Source organism: Bradyrhizobium sp. USDA 4454 (genome assembly GCF_054822705.1).
In genome coordinates, this window is sequence record NZ_JBTRCN010000001.1 from 1,293,571 (window position 1) to 1,308,062 (window position 14,492).

At 63.0% G+C, this 14,492-nt stretch carries 11 protein-coding genes and 1 tRNA gene; 6 read left to right on the top strand and 6 right to left on the bottom strand.

Annotated features, from left to right (window positions below; genetic code table 11):
- Positions 1-53 precede the first annotated feature (53 nt).
- Positions 54-329 carry a CtrA inhibitor SciP gene (gene sciP, locus ACVIW0_RS06080; protein WP_002714638.1) on the bottom strand — a complete coding sequence of 92 codons (276 nt, stop codon included), beginning with the start codon at positions 327-329 and terminating at the stop codon, positions 54-56.
- Between the two features lie 572 nt (positions 330-901).
- Between sciP and ACVIW0_RS06085 the strand changes: the two genes are divergently transcribed.
- The gene (locus ACVIW0_RS06085; protein WP_461351516.1) at positions 902-1,681 is read left to right on the top strand and encodes an alpha/beta fold hydrolase; all 780 of its coding nucleotides are present in this window, start codon (positions 902-904) and stop codon (positions 1,679-1,681) included.
- A 117-nt stretch (positions 1,682-1,798) separates the two neighbouring features.
- Here ACVIW0_RS06085 and ACVIW0_RS06090 read toward each other — a convergent pair whose 3' ends face one another.
- On the bottom strand, positions 1,799-3,052 hold the full coding sequence (locus ACVIW0_RS06090) for an OpgC family protein (protein WP_461351517.1): 1,254 nt from the start codon (positions 3,050-3,052) through the stop codon (positions 1,799-1,801).
- A gap of 854 nt (positions 3,053-3,906) precedes the next feature.
- On the opposite strand from ACVIW0_RS06090, the gene ACVIW0_RS06095 reads away from it, so the two are divergent.
- Positions 3,907-4,884, top strand: a complete 978-nt coding sequence (locus ACVIW0_RS06095) for a helix-turn-helix transcriptional regulator (RefSeq protein WP_461351518.1) — start codon at positions 3,907-3,909, stop codon at positions 4,882-4,884.
- 114 nt (positions 4,885-4,998) lie between these two features.
- Here ACVIW0_RS06095 and ACVIW0_RS06100 read toward each other — a convergent pair whose 3' ends face one another.
- Both ACVIW0_RS06100 and ACVIW0_RS06105 read right to left on the bottom strand, forming a co-directional pair.
- Positions 4,999-5,715 carry a flagellar hook assembly protein FlgD gene (locus ACVIW0_RS06100; RefSeq protein WP_461351519.1) on the bottom strand — a complete coding sequence of 239 codons (717 nt, stop codon included), beginning with the start codon at positions 5,713-5,715 and terminating at the stop codon, positions 4,999-5,001.
- 10 nt (positions 5,716-5,725) lie between these two features.
- Positions 5,726-7,327: a flagellar hook-length control protein FliK gene (locus ACVIW0_RS06105; RefSeq protein WP_461351520.1), complete on the bottom strand. Its 1,602-nt coding sequence runs from the start codon at positions 7,325-7,327 to the stop codon at positions 5,726-5,728.
- 343 nt (positions 7,328-7,670) lie between these two features.
- Here ACVIW0_RS06105 and mnmA point away from each other — a divergent pair, with 343 nt between their 5' ends.
- From mnmA to ACVIW0_RS06125, 4 genes are all read left to right on the top strand, one after another.
- Positions 7,671-8,867, top strand: coding sequence for a tRNA 2-thiouridine(34) synthase MnmA (gene mnmA / locus ACVIW0_RS06110; RefSeq protein WP_461351521.1), 1,197 nt, complete (start codon positions 7,671-7,673; stop codon positions 8,865-8,867).
- A gap of 23 nt (positions 8,868-8,890) precedes the next feature.
- A complete protein-coding gene (locus tag ACVIW0_RS06115) occupies positions 8,891-9,529 on the top strand; it encodes a class I SAM-dependent methyltransferase (RefSeq protein ID WP_461351522.1) in 639 nt (212 codons plus the stop codon).
- A gap of 53 nt (positions 9,530-9,582) precedes the next feature.
- The gene (locus ACVIW0_RS06120; RefSeq protein WP_461351523.1) at positions 9,583-9,945 is read left to right on the top strand and encodes a hypothetical protein; all 363 of its coding nucleotides are present in this window, start codon (positions 9,583-9,585) and stop codon (positions 9,943-9,945) included.
- 117 nt (positions 9,946-10,062) lie between these two features.
- A tRNA-Met gene (locus tag ACVIW0_RS06125) sits at positions 10,063-10,139 on the top strand.
- Here the strand turns inward: ACVIW0_RS06125 and ACVIW0_RS06130 are convergent.
- Positions 10,096-11,757 carry a recombinase family protein gene (locus ACVIW0_RS06130; RefSeq protein WP_461357254.1) on the bottom strand — a complete coding sequence of 554 codons (1,662 nt, stop codon included), beginning with the start codon at positions 11,755-11,757 and terminating at the stop codon, positions 10,096-10,098. The two genes, ACVIW0_RS06125 and ACVIW0_RS06130, sit on opposite strands and share 44 nt — an antisense overlap.
- A gap of 717 nt (positions 11,758-12,474) precedes the next feature.
- Positions 12,475-14,205 (bottom strand): hypothetical protein, encoded by a 1,731-nt coding sequence (locus tag ACVIW0_RS06135; protein WP_461351524.1) that lies wholly within the window; start codon positions 14,203-14,205, stop codon positions 12,475-12,477.
- Positions 14,206-14,492: the final 287 nt, after the last annotated feature.

The following is a 14,492-nucleotide window of genomic DNA, read 5'->3' on the forward strand; positions in this document are numbered from 1 at the left end:
CGGCTTCGCAAAGCGAGGCCGGTTTTCTTCAAATGCACCTTTTCAGGCGAAACTTACTGCCGGTACTGCTGGATACGTGTGGTGCGCAGCCCGGCCAGACCATGCTGGTCGATCGAGAACTGCCAGGAAAGGAATTCATCGACGGTCAAGGTGTAGCGGCTGCAGGCCTCCTCAAGGGAGAGCAGGCCGCCGCGGACCGCAGCGACAACTTCGGCCTTGCGGCGGATGACCCACCGTTTGGTACCGGGGGCCGGCAAATCCGCAATCGTTAACGGGCTGCCGTCAGGCCCGATGACGTATTTCACCCTCGGGCGATGGGGTTCTGTCATGGCGTACTCACAAACTCTCAACCACTGAACTCGCAAGAGGTAAGCTACGCCTCCCGGTTTAAAATTTGCCTAAGCCCAAGCGTTCAATACGAATCTCGTTGGAATGGCCGGGAACAGGGGCCGGGGAGGGGTTGGATTGGCCGCCGGGCGCCCCGCGCGCGCTGCTGATTTTCAGGGGTTTCGTCGAGCGGCGGAGCAAGCGGCACCCCTCTCCCTACCCCTCGCCCGCAAGGGGGGAGGGAACCCATCCGCCAGCGCATCCCTGACATTTCTCGCGCACCATAAGTGGGCGCCATGTGAGGTGAGCACGCTGGGCAGGCTCCCTCCCCCCTTGCGGGCCTTGCGGGGGAGGGCTGGGGAGAGGGGTGGCCCCGGGCGCGATGACCGATTTGAGACTTGCTCTCGCAATCTCGGCTGCACACCACGCGACACGCCGAAAGTCGTGTCCGCATCCCGTTCACCGATCCTTGATCGCCCCATCGGCACCGCGCGTAACCATGCGCCTTTTCCTGCGTAGGAGAGATTGTCAGCTCACCGCCGGTGGGCCAATCCCTACGATCCGAGCCCTTGTCATGATGATGAACAGACGCACTTTCTCGACCGCCTTGCTCGCTGGAGCTGCGGCCTCATTGGTGTCCTCGCGCGGCATGGCCGCAACCACGCCGCCGGTGAAGGCGCGCAACGTCGTTTTGGTGCATGGCCTGTTCGCCGACGGCTCATGTTGGTCCGAAGTCATTCCGCGCCTGCAGGCGGCCGGACTCAATGTGACGTCGGTGCAAAATCCCCTGACCACGCTGCCGGAAGCGGTCGCCTCGGCGCAGCGCGTGCTCGATCGCCAGGATGGTCCGACCGTCCTCGTCGGCCACTCCTTCTCCGGCATGATCGTCACCGAGGCCGGCGTGCATCCGAATGTGTCGGCGCTGGTCTATGTCGCGGCGCGCGCGCCCGATGCGGATGAGGATTACACTGCGCTGGCAAAAACCTATCCGACGCCACCGGCGAGCGCCGGCATCGTGTTCGATGGCGACGAGGGCCGCTTAAGCGAAGCGGCTTTCCTGCGTGATTTCGCCGGCGACCTGCCGGAAGCGAAGGCAAAGGTGCTCTATGCCGTGCAGCAGCCGTTCCACAAGCAGCTGCTCACCGGCAAGACCAGCCACGCGGCCTGGCGCAGCAAGCCGAGCTACTACGCTGTCTCGACCGAAGACCGCACCATCAATCCGGATCTCGAACGCTTCATGGCGAAGCGGATGGGCGCCACCACGATCGAGGTGAAAGCGAGCCATCTCGCGCTGATCTCGCAGCCCGAGCCGATCGCGCGGTTGATCCTCGCCGCCGCCGGACAGGTGGAGTGAGTGGCGCCTCCTCCGCGCGTAGCTAACGCAACGGCCCCGGAAACGTCGAGACGTTTTCGGGGCCGTTCTGCATGCGTCCAGAGGATGTGCGCACCGTGTCCGCCGCGATTCAAGCTTTCAAGGGCAGTATGTCGATGGAACGATGACGGCTCTCGGCCGTGGATCAAGCGCGGTCCTGCGCGTGCGATCCTCAACCTTGGGGCTTGTATCAGCGGTGGCCATTTCTCGATCGATCTCGCCCACCGCGGACTTGTGTTTCGTGCCGAGCGCGTTCAGGAGCGTCGCGCCGACGATCATCACCATGATCCCACCGAGACTGAGCGCGATCTGCATCGAAACCCGGTTCGAGATGTCGAGCATATCCAGCTGGCTGACCAGCGCGAGCAGGACGCCGAGGCAATAGATCGGCAGCGAATTCTCGCCACAGCACCGCGCGCCGCGCAGCACAGGCGTCGATAGCCCTCGCCAGCCCGCGGGAACGAGCCGTAGCGCCACGATCGCAAGAGCCAGGAAATGCAGCAGCCGCAATGGGCTCAGATTCGACTTGTCCAACGGAAGCACGCGATCCGTCCAGGTCTGCGGCAGCAGCGGGATGTCATGGCCGAGCGCAACAATCAGGCCGAGCACCAGATAGAGAACGGAAACCACGAGCGCGGAGCGCGACGTCAGCCATTTTCGGATCTTGTCGACCTCGATGACGTACCATGCACCGAGCACGACCAGCAGCTGCCAGGCCAGCGGATTGAAGAACCAGACGCCGTTGGGCCAGGCGGGAAGTCTCCAGCCGAACACCTGCACCAGTGCATAAAGCGACAACGAAAGGCCGAGCGTCACATTTGGTGCGCGCAGCAGCAGCCACAACAGCGGCGCGAACAGCACGTGGCAGATCACAAACACGGGCAACACGTCGGTGTTGACAGGGCGGTATTGCAGGATCGCGGCGTGCGCAAATGCCTCGCCCGGATGTTCGAACAGAACCCGCGTATTGCTGTTGTCAGCAAGATCGTCGCTGCCCGCAAGGTGGATGAGGATGGCGCAGGCGAGCGTAAGCAGGAGGAAGGCGGCATAGATATCCCATCCCCGCCGCAGCGAGCGGCCGATCATGCCTCGCCAGCCGTCCCGCTGCCGCGTCCTGCCGTAGGCCAGCGCGCAAGTCACGCCCGAGATGAACATGAATATCTCGGCGGCATCGCAGAAGCCGTAGCTGCGCAATGTCAGCCAGCTTCCGACGTTGTTTGGAACGTGGTCGAGAAAGATCCACCATAATGCGATGCCGCGGCAGACGTCGATGCGCGGGTCGCGACCGGTCGATCTGAACTCCGGCGGAGTCTCGCCGATCAATCGCTTCGAGGTGTGGGTTCGATCATGCATCTGTCGATCTATCGGGCGTGCGCACGGCCTCGAGCGGGCATCGGTCCATGGGACGTTCCCAGGTGCTCCGAAGCGTGCGCGTGCCGGACGAGCCTCCGGCGTAACCAATGGGATGGTGCGCTCCAGCTACCCGAGGGTTGGCGGCGCTTCCGCCGGCCAGCCACAATCACGGGGCCCGGAAGAATCGCCGTCTTGCGGCGGTGCCTGCAAGACTTCGCCGACGATCGGTATCAAAAGCTGCTTTCGCATTTCGGCGAGGCGGGCACGACAGTACTCATGATAAAGCATGTCGAATATGGTGGACATGATCGAACGCCTTCTTGATCACTAAGGTTGAATTACCACGTGACAGATTTCGACCATTTCAACCGGCGGCCAAAGCCAACAGTGCCGCAGGCATTTATGTCCGACGAAGTCTGCTAGCGATTTGGCTGAGCAGCGAAATAAAATCGGTATCGCCATCTTCCAAAGTAGCCTGCTCGCGGCTCCGTAAGCCGGATCAATTGCGAACACGGACGTAAGGCCGATTTGCACTTGCACACCGCATGGGATTTCCGATGAATCCGATGGCGGCAATTACAGATAGTGCCATCGCGGCCGGCTCCTCCTGAGGGAGAAAATGGAAGCCGCGGCTTTCGCGATCAGTATAAACGTAATATTCTGATCGATGAGTGAACCAGTTCACATCAGCAACGATCACAAGCAGTTGAGACTAGCAGATCGATAGCATCGCTTCTTGGACATGCGCGCACGGATCGAGGGCAGGCCGGTGCGTGAATTGCAAATGCAGACGCATTTATTCTGGTGTGCACGCAACGGTGCATTCCGATTTTCAGTGAAGGCTGGAGGTCCCGATGCCTACGGACGCAGCCGATGTTGTATCTTATCGATTTTCGACGCGCGCTCTTCCAGAGCGGATTCGTATTCCCGCATGGCGCGAGCACTTTGGTCGATGCGTCGTGCATGCCGATATCGAGCCTCTGTCGCGTATTCCGCTCCAGGCCGATGCCTGCCTCCAAGCAGTGCACGGCTTGCGCATGCTGGCGCTGAAGGGCACGTCGATGTGCTTCAGGCGGTTGCAGGCGAACCTCGCCGACGGCGATGATTCCGTCGGCGTGATCTTCTGCTCTCCCGGCAGCAGTCAGATGTCGCAACGTGGCCGCGACGTCGAACTCCGCACGGGCGATGCGATCGCAATTCTGCATTCGGAGCCAGCCAGCGTGACCTATGTCGATGGATTGCAATTCGGCCTGGCCGTTCCGCGCGAGGCGCTCGAGCAACGGCTAACCAACGTCGAAAGCCTGGTGATGCGGCCGATCGGACACCGCACAGAGGCGTTTTGGTTGTTGACGGCCTACCTGAAGTCGGCACTCAAGGCGCGAGCGCTGACTGCCCCCAGGCTTCGTCATACGGTCGTGACCCACATCCACGATCTCGTCGCGCTCGCACTCGACGAGGGCCCTGCTTTGGGAGAGAGCAGCACGAGCGCCGTGGTGGCTGCACGGCACGACGCGGCACTCGACTACATAGCCGTCCACTTCCAGGAGCCCGGGCTCAGCGTTCAAGCAGTCGCACGGTGCCAGGGCATCTCGCCTCGCTATCTGCAGCGCCTGATGGCGTCATCCGGAACATCGTTCACCGAACGCTTGAATGAATTGCGTCTGCAGCGGGCGCACGCGTTGCTGACCGAGACTGAGGCGGGGGGCCGGCGAATTTCTGATATCGCGCTGGAGGTCGGCTTCTCCGATGTTTCGTACTTCAATCGCTTGTTCCGAACTCGTTTCGGCGATTCTCCACGCGGCGTCAGGCTCGCGCGAAAGGCGGCTCACTGAGCCGGCGGCCCTGATCGATAGATGGAAGAGACTGTGCGGGCCGGTCAGCCTGCGGCTGCCTGTCGCGCAGCTGTTGCCCGCTCGTCCCGATGCGCACAGCGCCAGCAGGCGCGATCAGCTCGAGCTCGTCGCGCCGCGCACCACGCGCTTGATCTTGTCGGTGGTGTAGGTCTGGCCGCCGATCGAGAGCAGCGGCGGGGAGGCGGTGAGGTCGACGGAGTCGACCATGCCCTGGATCTCGGTCGAGATCGCGAGGTCGTTGCCCTTGGAATCCTTGCCGGTGGCGGTCAGCGTGTAGGTGCCAGGCGGCCATTGCGTGCCGTCATTGCCCTTGCCGTCCCAGACGAAGCTGGCGTTGCCCTGCTTCAGGTTGAAATTGCCGGAATAGGCGGTCTGGCCGGTCGAACTCGTGATCGTGATGGTGGCGCTGGTGGCCTGCGGGGACACCAGATTCCAGGTCGCGGATTTGTCGAGCTGCGTCTTGCTGCCGTCGACCGCGACCGTGTTGCCGACATAGACCAGTGCCTGGGTCGACTGCGCGCTCTTCTCGATCGCGATCAGTTGCTTCAACTGATCGTTGGATTTCAGCTGCTGTTCGACGCCGGCGAACTGCACGAGCTGCTGGGTGAACTGGTTGGTGTCGAGCGGGTCGAGCGGGTTCTGGTTCTGCAGCTGCGTGGTCAACAGCGTCAGGAAGGTTTGGAAATTATCGGCGATGCCCTGCGACGACGTGGTCAGGCCGCTGCCGCTGCTGCTGCCTCCGGTGCTCGTCCCGTTGCTGGTGCCCGGTGCCGAGACGACGGGCGTCGGCATGGTTGCATCGACTGCCATGGTGAACTCCTTACACTCTGATATCGACGCCGCCGAGGGCGCCGGTTGCGCGGCCGTAGGAGCGGCCAGCCGCCGCGGCAGGAACGCTGTCCTCCTCGGCGACGATCAAATGGTGGGCGTTCGGATTCGACTGACCATTGTTGTGCTGGCCCGCCTGCGACTGATCGCGCAGGCTGAACTGCAATCCGCCGTTGCCGGTCGACAGGCCGGCATTGTCGAGCGCGCGTTGCAGCTGGTTGGCGTCCTGGCGCAGCATCGACAGCGTCTCCGGGCGTTCGACGGTGAGATGCGAGGTAACCTGGCCGTTGCGATCGACATCGATGCGGACATCGATGCGGCCGAGCTCGGCGGGGTCGAGCCGGATCTCGAAGCGGCTCTTGCCGCTCTTGGCGGAGGCGGCGATCTGCATCGCCAGCCCGGCGAGCGGCACGGCGGCGTTTTGCGCGGCGCTGGTCACGGTCAAGGGCGCGGTCGCAGACGGTGTCGTCTGGCTGCTCGCCAGTTGCGCCTGGAACGTATTTGCGGCCGGCGCGCTCGGATCTGCTGTCGTGACCTGGGCCTGCGCCGCCGTGTGGCCGCCGACCGCAGGCGTCGGCGTGGCGCCGTCGCTGCCGCTCGTATCGGCCTTGATGGCATCGGCGGCACCGTCCGCGGCGGCCTTGGCCCTGCCGGAGACCGCAGCCGGCTGCGCGACCGCGGGGACGATTGTCGTCGGGTCGGTCGGCGCGGTGGTGATGCTGCTCGGGGCCGGGCCATCCGGGTCGGCGGGCGCTGCGGAGGTTGCGTCGTTGGCGGCGATCTGCGCCTTGGCCTGTGTCGGTGTTTTCGCGGCCGGCGTTCCGGCGGCAACGGCGGCGGCGAGTGTCGCATCGCCAGTCGCGGTTGCTGCGCCGGAAACCGTTGCCGCATCGGGAGTGACCAGCTGCGCCTCGGTCTTGACGCCGGCCGCCTTGGTGACCTTGTCGGCATTCGCTGTGGTGGTCGCCGCGGTTGCGGTGTCTGCGCCGGCCGGCACGCCGGTGCCGGTCACGGCACCGGTGCCGGCGATCGCGGAGCTTGCTGCGATGGCCGCCGCTGCAATCGCAAGCGGTGCGGTGGGCTGGTCCGATGGCGTGGTGGGCGTTGTTGCAGGGGCAGTCGCCGCCGCGGCGACCGGAGCAATCAAGGTGGCGGCCGTTGCCGCACCGGCTGGGTCCTGCGTCGGGGTCGCTTGTGTCGTGGTGGACTTGTCGCCAGGAGATGGCGCATCGGTGCTCGAGTTCGAGTCGTCCGATTTCGATTTCGACTTGGTCTTGCGCGGCGTGCCGGTGTCGCTGTCATCGGCGACGGTCTTGTCGTCGCGTGACGTCCCGTCGGGGGCCGTGCTGGCGTCGCGGGAGCCGGTGTCGGTCGCCGAGGACGAATCGTCGGAACGGCGCGCCGGCGCCGGCGCCGGCGGCGAGTCGTAGCGGCTGCTGTCGCTCGCGGACGCTGTGCTGCTGTCGACCAGCGCGGCAAAGCCGTCGTTCCCCGCCTGCGGGGCGGGATCGGGCCGCGCCGACCGCGTCGTGGCCTGAAAAGACCGGCTTGCCAATGCTTCCGACGTCACGCTGACCACTGCCAACCCTCGCAAATGAGACTTCCGGCGTTATGTCAGCAAGGAGCGGGCCAACCCTCGGGTGCAATAAACAATGAGCTATTTCAGTTAGTTACGAGCGTCACCGTGACTTGAAACGGGTTCCCGACGGGTCTCGTTTTTGCCCGGCGGCAAGATTTGCCGTCCACACGCCGCAAGCTACGGTTTTCGCCGGATTGCCTCACCGGAATACGGCCTATATTAAGAGTGGCCCCCGGCGCGTCCCGAACCGACCGACCCGGTCTTGGACGCGTTCCAAGGCTCTCTGGACAAAGGCTTTTTCCAATTTCGTCGCGGAGCGGATAACCTCGCCGCGACAGTGACCAATGACCGCTTAGAGATGCTCAACAGTCTGGATCTTGAAGGCCGCCCTGAAGACACACGGATCGTCGTCGCGATGTCCGGCGGCGTCGACTCGTCGGTGACGGCTGCGCTGTTGAAGTCGCAGGGCTATGACGTGGTCGGGATCACGCTGCAGCTCTACGACCACGGCGCTGCGACCCATCGCAAGGGCGCCTGCTGCGCCGGCCGCGACATCCATGATGCGCGCAATGTGGCCGAGCGGATCGGCATCCCGCATTACGTGCTCGACTATGAAAGCCGCTTCAAGCAGTCGGTGATCGACAATTTCGCCGACAGCTACGCGCTCGGCGAGACGCCGGTGCCGTGCATCGAGTGCAACCGCTCGGTCAAGTTTCGCGATCTGCTGGCGACCGCGCGCGAGCTCGGCGCCCAGGCGCTCGCCACCGGCCACTATGTCGCCTCGCGCCGGCTGGCCGACGGATCGCGCTCACTGGTCTGCGCGGCGGATGCCGATCGCGACCAGAGCTATTTCCTGTTCGCCACCACGCGCGAGCAGCTCGACTTCCTGCGCTTCCCGCTCGGCGACATGACCAAGCCGCAGACCCGCGAGCTGGCGCGGCGCTTCGAGCTCGAGGTCGCCGACAAGCAGGACAGCCAGGACATCTGCTTCGTGCCGACCGGCCGCTACACCGACATCATCGGACGGCTGAAGCCGAATGCGATCGCGCCGGGCGACATCGTCGATCTCGCCGGCAATGTCGTCGGCCAGCACCAGGGCATCGTTCATTTCACCGTCGGCCAGCGCAAGGGCCTCGGCATCGCATCCGGCCACCCGCTCTATGTGGTCAAGCTCGACGCGGCGACGCGCCGCGTCGTGGTCGGACCGCGCGAGGCGCTGCGGATGGATCGCATCGCGCTGCGCGACGTCAACTGGATCGGCGACGGCGCGCTGGATCGCGTGACCGGCGAGGGCATCGAGATCTATGTCCGCGTGCGCTCGACGCGCGCGCCGCAGCCGGCGTGGTTGCGCGCCGTCGACAGTGGTTATGAGGTCGAGCTCGTCGCCGGCGAGGAGGGCGTGTCGCCCGGCCAGGCTTGCGTGTTCTACGATGCGCCATCCGGGCAGGCGCGCGTGCTCGGCGGCGGCTTCATCAGGAGTGCGAGCGCGAGCCGCTTGGCGCGGGCTGTGACGCAGGATGCGATGACGCCGCTCGTGGAAGCGGTTCGGGGCTAGAACAGACAGTTTCGGGGCAGGGGATGGCGGGGGACATCGACCGCGAGGGGGTCGAAAAAGCGTATGGCCGCTGGGCACCGATCTACGATCTCGTGTTCGGCAAGGTGTTCGATCAGGGCCGTCAGTCGACGATCGCGGAAGCCGACCGGATCGGCGGACGTGTGCTCGATGTCGGCGTCGGCACTGGTTTGTCGCTGTCCGATTACTCGCGCAACACGAAACTCTACGGCGTCGATATTTCCGAGCCGATGTTGCGGCGGGCGCTCAAGCGCGTGCGCGCGCTGGGCCTCAGTAATGTCGAAACGCTGGCGGTGATGGACGCCAAGAACCTCGCATTCCCGGATTCGTTCTTCGACGCGGTGGTCGCGCAATATGTCATCACCGCGGTGCCGGATCCCGAAGCGACGCTCGACGATTTCATCCGCGTGCTGAAGCCGGGCGGCGAGTTGATCCTGGTCAATCACATCGGCGCCGAGAGCGGCCCGCGCCGCATCTTCGAGCTCGCCTTCGCGCCGCTGGCGCGGCGGCTCGGCTGGCGTCCGGAATTTCCGTGGGAGCGGCTGACCGATTGGGCCGCCAAGCATGGCGGCGTCAGCCTCGCGGAACGCCGGCCGATGCCGCCGATGGGGCATTTCTCGCTGATTCGTTTCCGCAAATCGTGATGCTTGCTGCGACTCGACCGGGAACATCGGCGCGCCGTCGCCGTTTTCTTGTCATGAAGATCAACCGAACACTGGCTTTGTCCTGCGTGCTGATGCTGGCACCGGTTGTTGCCGTGGCGCAGGCGCCGCCGACGCCCGCGACACCGCCGGCACAGACCGCGCCGCCGGCGTTGGCGCGCGCCGCTGCCAATTGCGCGCCGCAGCCCTCGCATCCTGGCGTGCCGGTTCCGGAGGGAACCACCACCGGGCAAGCCAAGGAGCCGCTGGGCGACAAGCTCGCCAAATCGGACGGGGTGCTGTGCCCGCCGGCCGGCGTCGATCCGGAAATGCGTGCGCCGACCCCGCAGGGTGGCAACACGCCGGTGATTCCACCGCCCGGCAGCCCCGGCGGCGACCCATCGGTCAGGCCAAAATAGCTTCTGTCTGCAATAAGTTGCTGCCTCGTCCGGGTTTGCTTGACAGGCGCGCGCGCCACTCTTTATATGCCGGCGCGTTCGCAAGGCGCGGCTCCGCGCCGCCATTCGCGAGCCCATGGCGGGGTAGCTCAGCTGGTTAGAGCACGGGAATCATAATCCTGGGGTCGGGGGTTCGAGTCCCTCCCCCGCTACCATCTTTCCCCACACCCCTTTGACGTGGTTTGGATAGGCCTTTTCCCCGAGCAGGGCATTTAGCCGGCCAGCTATTTCCACGGCTACACCACCTGGGCGCCCCGGATCGCGGAACACAGTGACCGTCTCGACCAGGTCTCTGATGGCTTCTGCAGCCTCTCCGTCGCCCGCACTGACACCTTTTCCCAGTGCTTCCTCAAGTCGACCGAGTTGTTCCTCATATCGTTTGAGGATGGCCGGATGCAGCGCAACTTCCTTCAGGGCAGGTGGCTCGCTCTGCAACTCCTCAGATATCCGCTGTCGTTCGGCATCTAAGGCAGTCGATCGCGGTCCGAGAACGGATGGATCGCCATGTCCTTTCGCGATCGCATCCACCAGCCGTTCGATTTCCCGGTTTAATTGCCCAAGCTGCTGCTCGAGGCGCTGCCGTTTTGCACTTGATGCAGCTGCGAGGCGTTTCCGCTCCTCTAGATAAATGCGTACGTACTCCGATATAACCTTGGGCGCGCGCAATTCGGCTTTTAGGCCGCTAAGGACTGCGCTCTCGACGGTGTCTAAATAAAAAGTCTTGGCGTCAGGACAGGTGCCGCTCTCCGTCGCCGCCGAGCAGCGAATGCGAACGCGCCCCGATTTGTCCCGCCCATTGGTTGCCATGCCTGAGCCGCATGAGCCGCAGCGGAGTAAGCCAGATAGCATCCGACGGGGCCGACGTTGATGGCTGGGGTGGCCGTGGCTGCGCTCCCCTTTGCGTTGCTGAGCAGCTGTGAATAACTCTGGACTGACAATTGCAAGATGCGGCACTTCAGCAACCTGCCAGTCACTCCTCGGATTCGGTCGTGACAGGCGGTTTCCCGAGTCGGGATCTTTCACCATCCTGACCTTGTTCCAGACGAGGCGCCCCACATAAAGCTGGTTCTGCAGGATTCCGGCGCCACGCTCAAAGTTGCCATTAATAGTTGAAGCATTCCATGCGCGCCCTCGCGGAGGTGATATCCTTTCTTTGTTGAGATCGTGCGCGATCTCGCGAGGCGTTCGACCGTCCGCATATTCCTGAAAGATACGCCGGATCACTTGTGCCTCGGACTCAACGACGACCCGTTCGCCGCTTTTTCCGGCGACCGCGGCATATCCGTATGTCAGGCCACCTCCAGCCAAACCTTGCTTGACCCGCCCTGCTTGGCCACGGCGCACCTTGTGAGCGTTGTCTTCACGATAGAGTTGTCCGACCAAGCCGCGAAGGCCGACCAGTACGGTATTGACGGCACCTTCGTGAACCGCCCGGATCTCGATTCCGAGAAAAGACAGCCGCTTATAGATGCCTGCGAGATCTTCCATGTCGCGGGAAAGACGATCGAGCGCTTCGACGATTAGTACGTCAAAGGATCTCTCCCGCGCTTGGTCCAACATCCGCAGAAGGCCTTCGCGTCCCATGACGGAGCCACCCGAGCGGGCCCGATCCTCATAGGTGCTAATAACGGTTAAGCCTTCCCGCTCGGCATAGCTTTGACAAAGCGAAAGCTGGTCTTCAATCGAACGCTCATTCTGAAGATCGGTTGAGAATCGAGCATAGATCGTCGCTCTCTTCCTTGTCGTCTCTTCGATTGGCGAGCTCTCTTTCATGATCTTCCCTCGCGGCCAGACGAGCAAGTACGCGCGCAAGCCGTAAGATTGCCTTGTCTGGATTCGTCTGCAAGGACAATTTGCGAGGCGCTTCACGCACGATCGAACCTCTAGGTGATCGAGCAATTAAACGAGGTGCACGCACCTGCGCTGGCGCCACTCCACAAAATATCGGCATCGGTGATCATCCAGAGCATCATGCTTGGGTGGTGCCCAAGCGGAATGGCCGCTATGAGCTCGTCGTGTAATTGGATGCCGTAGCGAAGAAAAAGATAGAGTTCAGAAGGTGTTTCAGACAATCGTGCCGGCCTGACGTCTGACGAGGCTGCCGAGCCACTTGAACGAGGTCCAAGTTTCCGGGCAGCGCCGCGCCGGCACTCGCCACCAGCAAAACCCGGTAGCAGCCCAAGGCTAGAGCTCGTTGGCGAGCGTCAGACTGCACAATTCGAGACCCCTGATCGCGCAGTAGATGAATACGCTTGTTATCCCGGGCCAAAGTTCAATAGACCCAAAGGATCGCGGTCCGCGTGCTTGAAAAATTAGCCGCTTCTTTGAGTTGCCGGTTCCATGAGGTTGGCCTCGATCAGTCGATTGCATCTGTGCCGCGTCGGCTTCGTACGAAGCGTACAGTGCAGCCACATGGAAAATGATTTTCGCAACCCTGCGAACCGAGCTACCATTGTTGAACCGTCGTGCTGAGCTCAAGACCGTATCGACTCAACCGGCGCCAGGAGGTCGACCGCGCTTTCGTGGCTTGGCAGGTCGGGGAAGCAGTGCTCCCTGCCAGTCCAGGCGCTTGCGAGGTGAGAACTTGTCTTCCAGGTCCCGGATTGCGGGATGGGCAGGATAGGTCTCGACTGCCCTGGCGATGGTCTCCCGTGCTTCGTTGAGGTGGCGCGCCTGCCTGTAACGTTCGGCGAGTGCGAGGCACATCGCTCCCTCGAGGAGCTTCGGCGCCTGCAGACCGGAAGGCGTGGACCGCTCGGAAAAATAGCGATCGAGCGTTTCGCGGTGAACGTCGATCGACCACGCGTCGAGACTGCCGAAGATCGTCCCGGCGACCAGCGCATCGCTGGACGGGCGGCCGATCTCCGAGGAGTGCCTTTCCAGGAGTGCATCGAGAGTCGGGGATCGATCGTTCTTTGTAAGGAAAGCCGCGAACAATGCGTAAAGCGTGAGCAATGTCGTACGATGTGATTTCCTGCCCGATCGGACCAAGCGCTCAATATCGACGAAAATCGGCCGCAGATCCGTGATCATCGAGTTCGGCGTGTTTGCCAGCACCGGGACGATCTCCTCGAGGTGCCCCTCCAGACGTTGGCGTCCGTGTTCCGCACGGCGTAGCGGCGCTGCCACCCACATCTGCGGCGCCAGCGACACGGTCACCACTCCAGCCTGCTCGCGCGTATAGTCGTGTGGTTCGTGCTCTATTTTGGTGCCAGAGCTGATAAAGGCCCTGATCACGTGGTGCGTCAGGCGTATCAGTCCGTCAAAACTCAATGCGGCCCGGCGATCGACCTCGGTGACTTCCCGACCGGCATGGACAAGCGTGATTGCGTCGGGCAGTTTGCGAACGTTGTGGACATAGCGCGAACGCAAGGCATATGCCTGCCGGAGCGCTCCATCGAGCTCGTGCCGACCGATAGCGCCGCCGAGGTTCAGGTCAGGCGCGCGGAAATAGTCGCGATCGATGTGACGCAGAACGAATGCACGGTAGCGCGTGCCGAGCGAGGCATGCTCGGCTGAAAGGATCGCCTGCCGGACGGCTTCGCCGGTTCGCTTTGTCGCGTGCGCCAGGGCAGCGTCGACGGGCTTGCGTTTGCGTTCGTCGACGTCATGCCAGGTGGTGCAATAGCCATCGAAATCCTGTGCAAGCGACTCCAATGCTGAAACGAAAAGCGTATAGGCTAATGCGAGATCGTCTCGCATCCGGTGTAATGCTGTCACAAAGGTACGGATTGCACCCATCGCCGCCAGGAATGTCTTTCGATCGAGCGCGATCAACTGATCGACCAGCTCGACGAAGGCGACAATTTCCCGCTCCTGCAATGCAATGCGCTCGTCGAAATACCGCAGCACAAACTTTCTTGGAGGATCATAAGAAGCAAGGCCGGGCCCACTCGACGTCAGTCGATCAACGACAGCCGGATCCGCGGAAACGATTGCCCGCAGCCCAAACGATGCCAGTGCTGAAAAATCGGCGAGAAACGGTGCGATGGTATGGGAGATCAGCACGCCAGGACCGGTCTCGGCCGCCTCGATCCTTTCCTCTATTTCGTAGACGACAGCACGATTGCCGCGCATTCCATCGGTTGTGCGCAGGACGCCGGCGGCAGTTGCGACATCGTAGCCATAGCAAAGCTCGAGGTTGGAATAGAGAACACCGCGCAGATGGTTCGTTCGACCCACACCGCGGGTGTAGAGCTTTCCACTATTGATCTGCAGCATCGCGCGTTTAGCTCCACCCAGGCGACGTCGTCGCGTGCGAACGACGACGCCGACACGCCTGATTGCGCAGCGTTCCGAACGCCTCTGTTGCGGGTCGATCATCGGATGGGCCGCGCTCTGGGCGGTCGAGACGATCGATCGCCGCGTTCGTCTGTGCCGGGATCGACGGCAAAATATCGATCTCACGAACGAGACCGTCGATCGTGACTGCAGCTTGATTGGCGGCCTCATCGCAGAGCGGCCACAAGATTCGCCCCTTGCAATTGGAGCCGATGAAGATCTCCTGC

Excerpts from the sequence above, each read along its gene's own strand:
- ACVIW0_RS06090 (WP_461351517.1), bottom strand. The coding sequence starts at position 3,052 with ATGCATGATCGAACCCACACCTCGAAGCGATTGATCGGCGAGACTCCG.
- ACVIW0_RS06085 (WP_461351516.1), top strand. The coding sequence starts at position 902 with ATGATGATGAACAGACGCACTTTCTCGACCGCCTTGCTCGCTGGAGCT.
- ACVIW0_RS06135 (WP_461351524.1), bottom strand. The coding sequence starts at position 14,205 with ATGCTGCAGATCAATAGTGGAAAGCTCTACACCCGCGGTGTGGGTCGA.
- ACVIW0_RS06100 (WP_461351519.1), bottom strand. The coding sequence starts at position 5,715 with ATGGCAGTCGATGCAACCATGCCGACGCCCGTCGTCTCGGCACCGGGC.
- ACVIW0_RS06115 (WP_461351522.1), top strand. The coding sequence starts at position 8,891 with ATGGCGGGGGACATCGACCGCGAGGGGGTCGAAAAAGCGTATGGCCGC.
- mnmA (WP_461351521.1), top strand. The coding sequence starts at position 7,671 with ATGCTCAACAGTCTGGATCTTGAAGGCCGCCCTGAAGACACACGGATC.
- ACVIW0_RS06120 (WP_461351523.1), top strand. The coding sequence starts at position 9,583 with ATGAAGATCAACCGAACACTGGCTTTGTCCTGCGTGCTGATGCTGGCA.
- ACVIW0_RS06095 (WP_461351518.1), top strand. The coding sequence starts at position 3,907 with ATGCCTACGGACGCAGCCGATGTTGTATCTTATCGATTTTCGACGCGC.
- ACVIW0_RS06130 (WP_461357254.1), bottom strand. The coding sequence starts at position 11,757 with ATGAAAGAGAGCTCGCCAATCGAAGAGACGACAAGGAAGAGAGCGACG.
- sciP (WP_002714638.1), bottom strand. The coding sequence starts at position 329 with ATGACAGAACCCCATCGCCCGAGGGTGAAATACGTCATCGGGCCTGAC.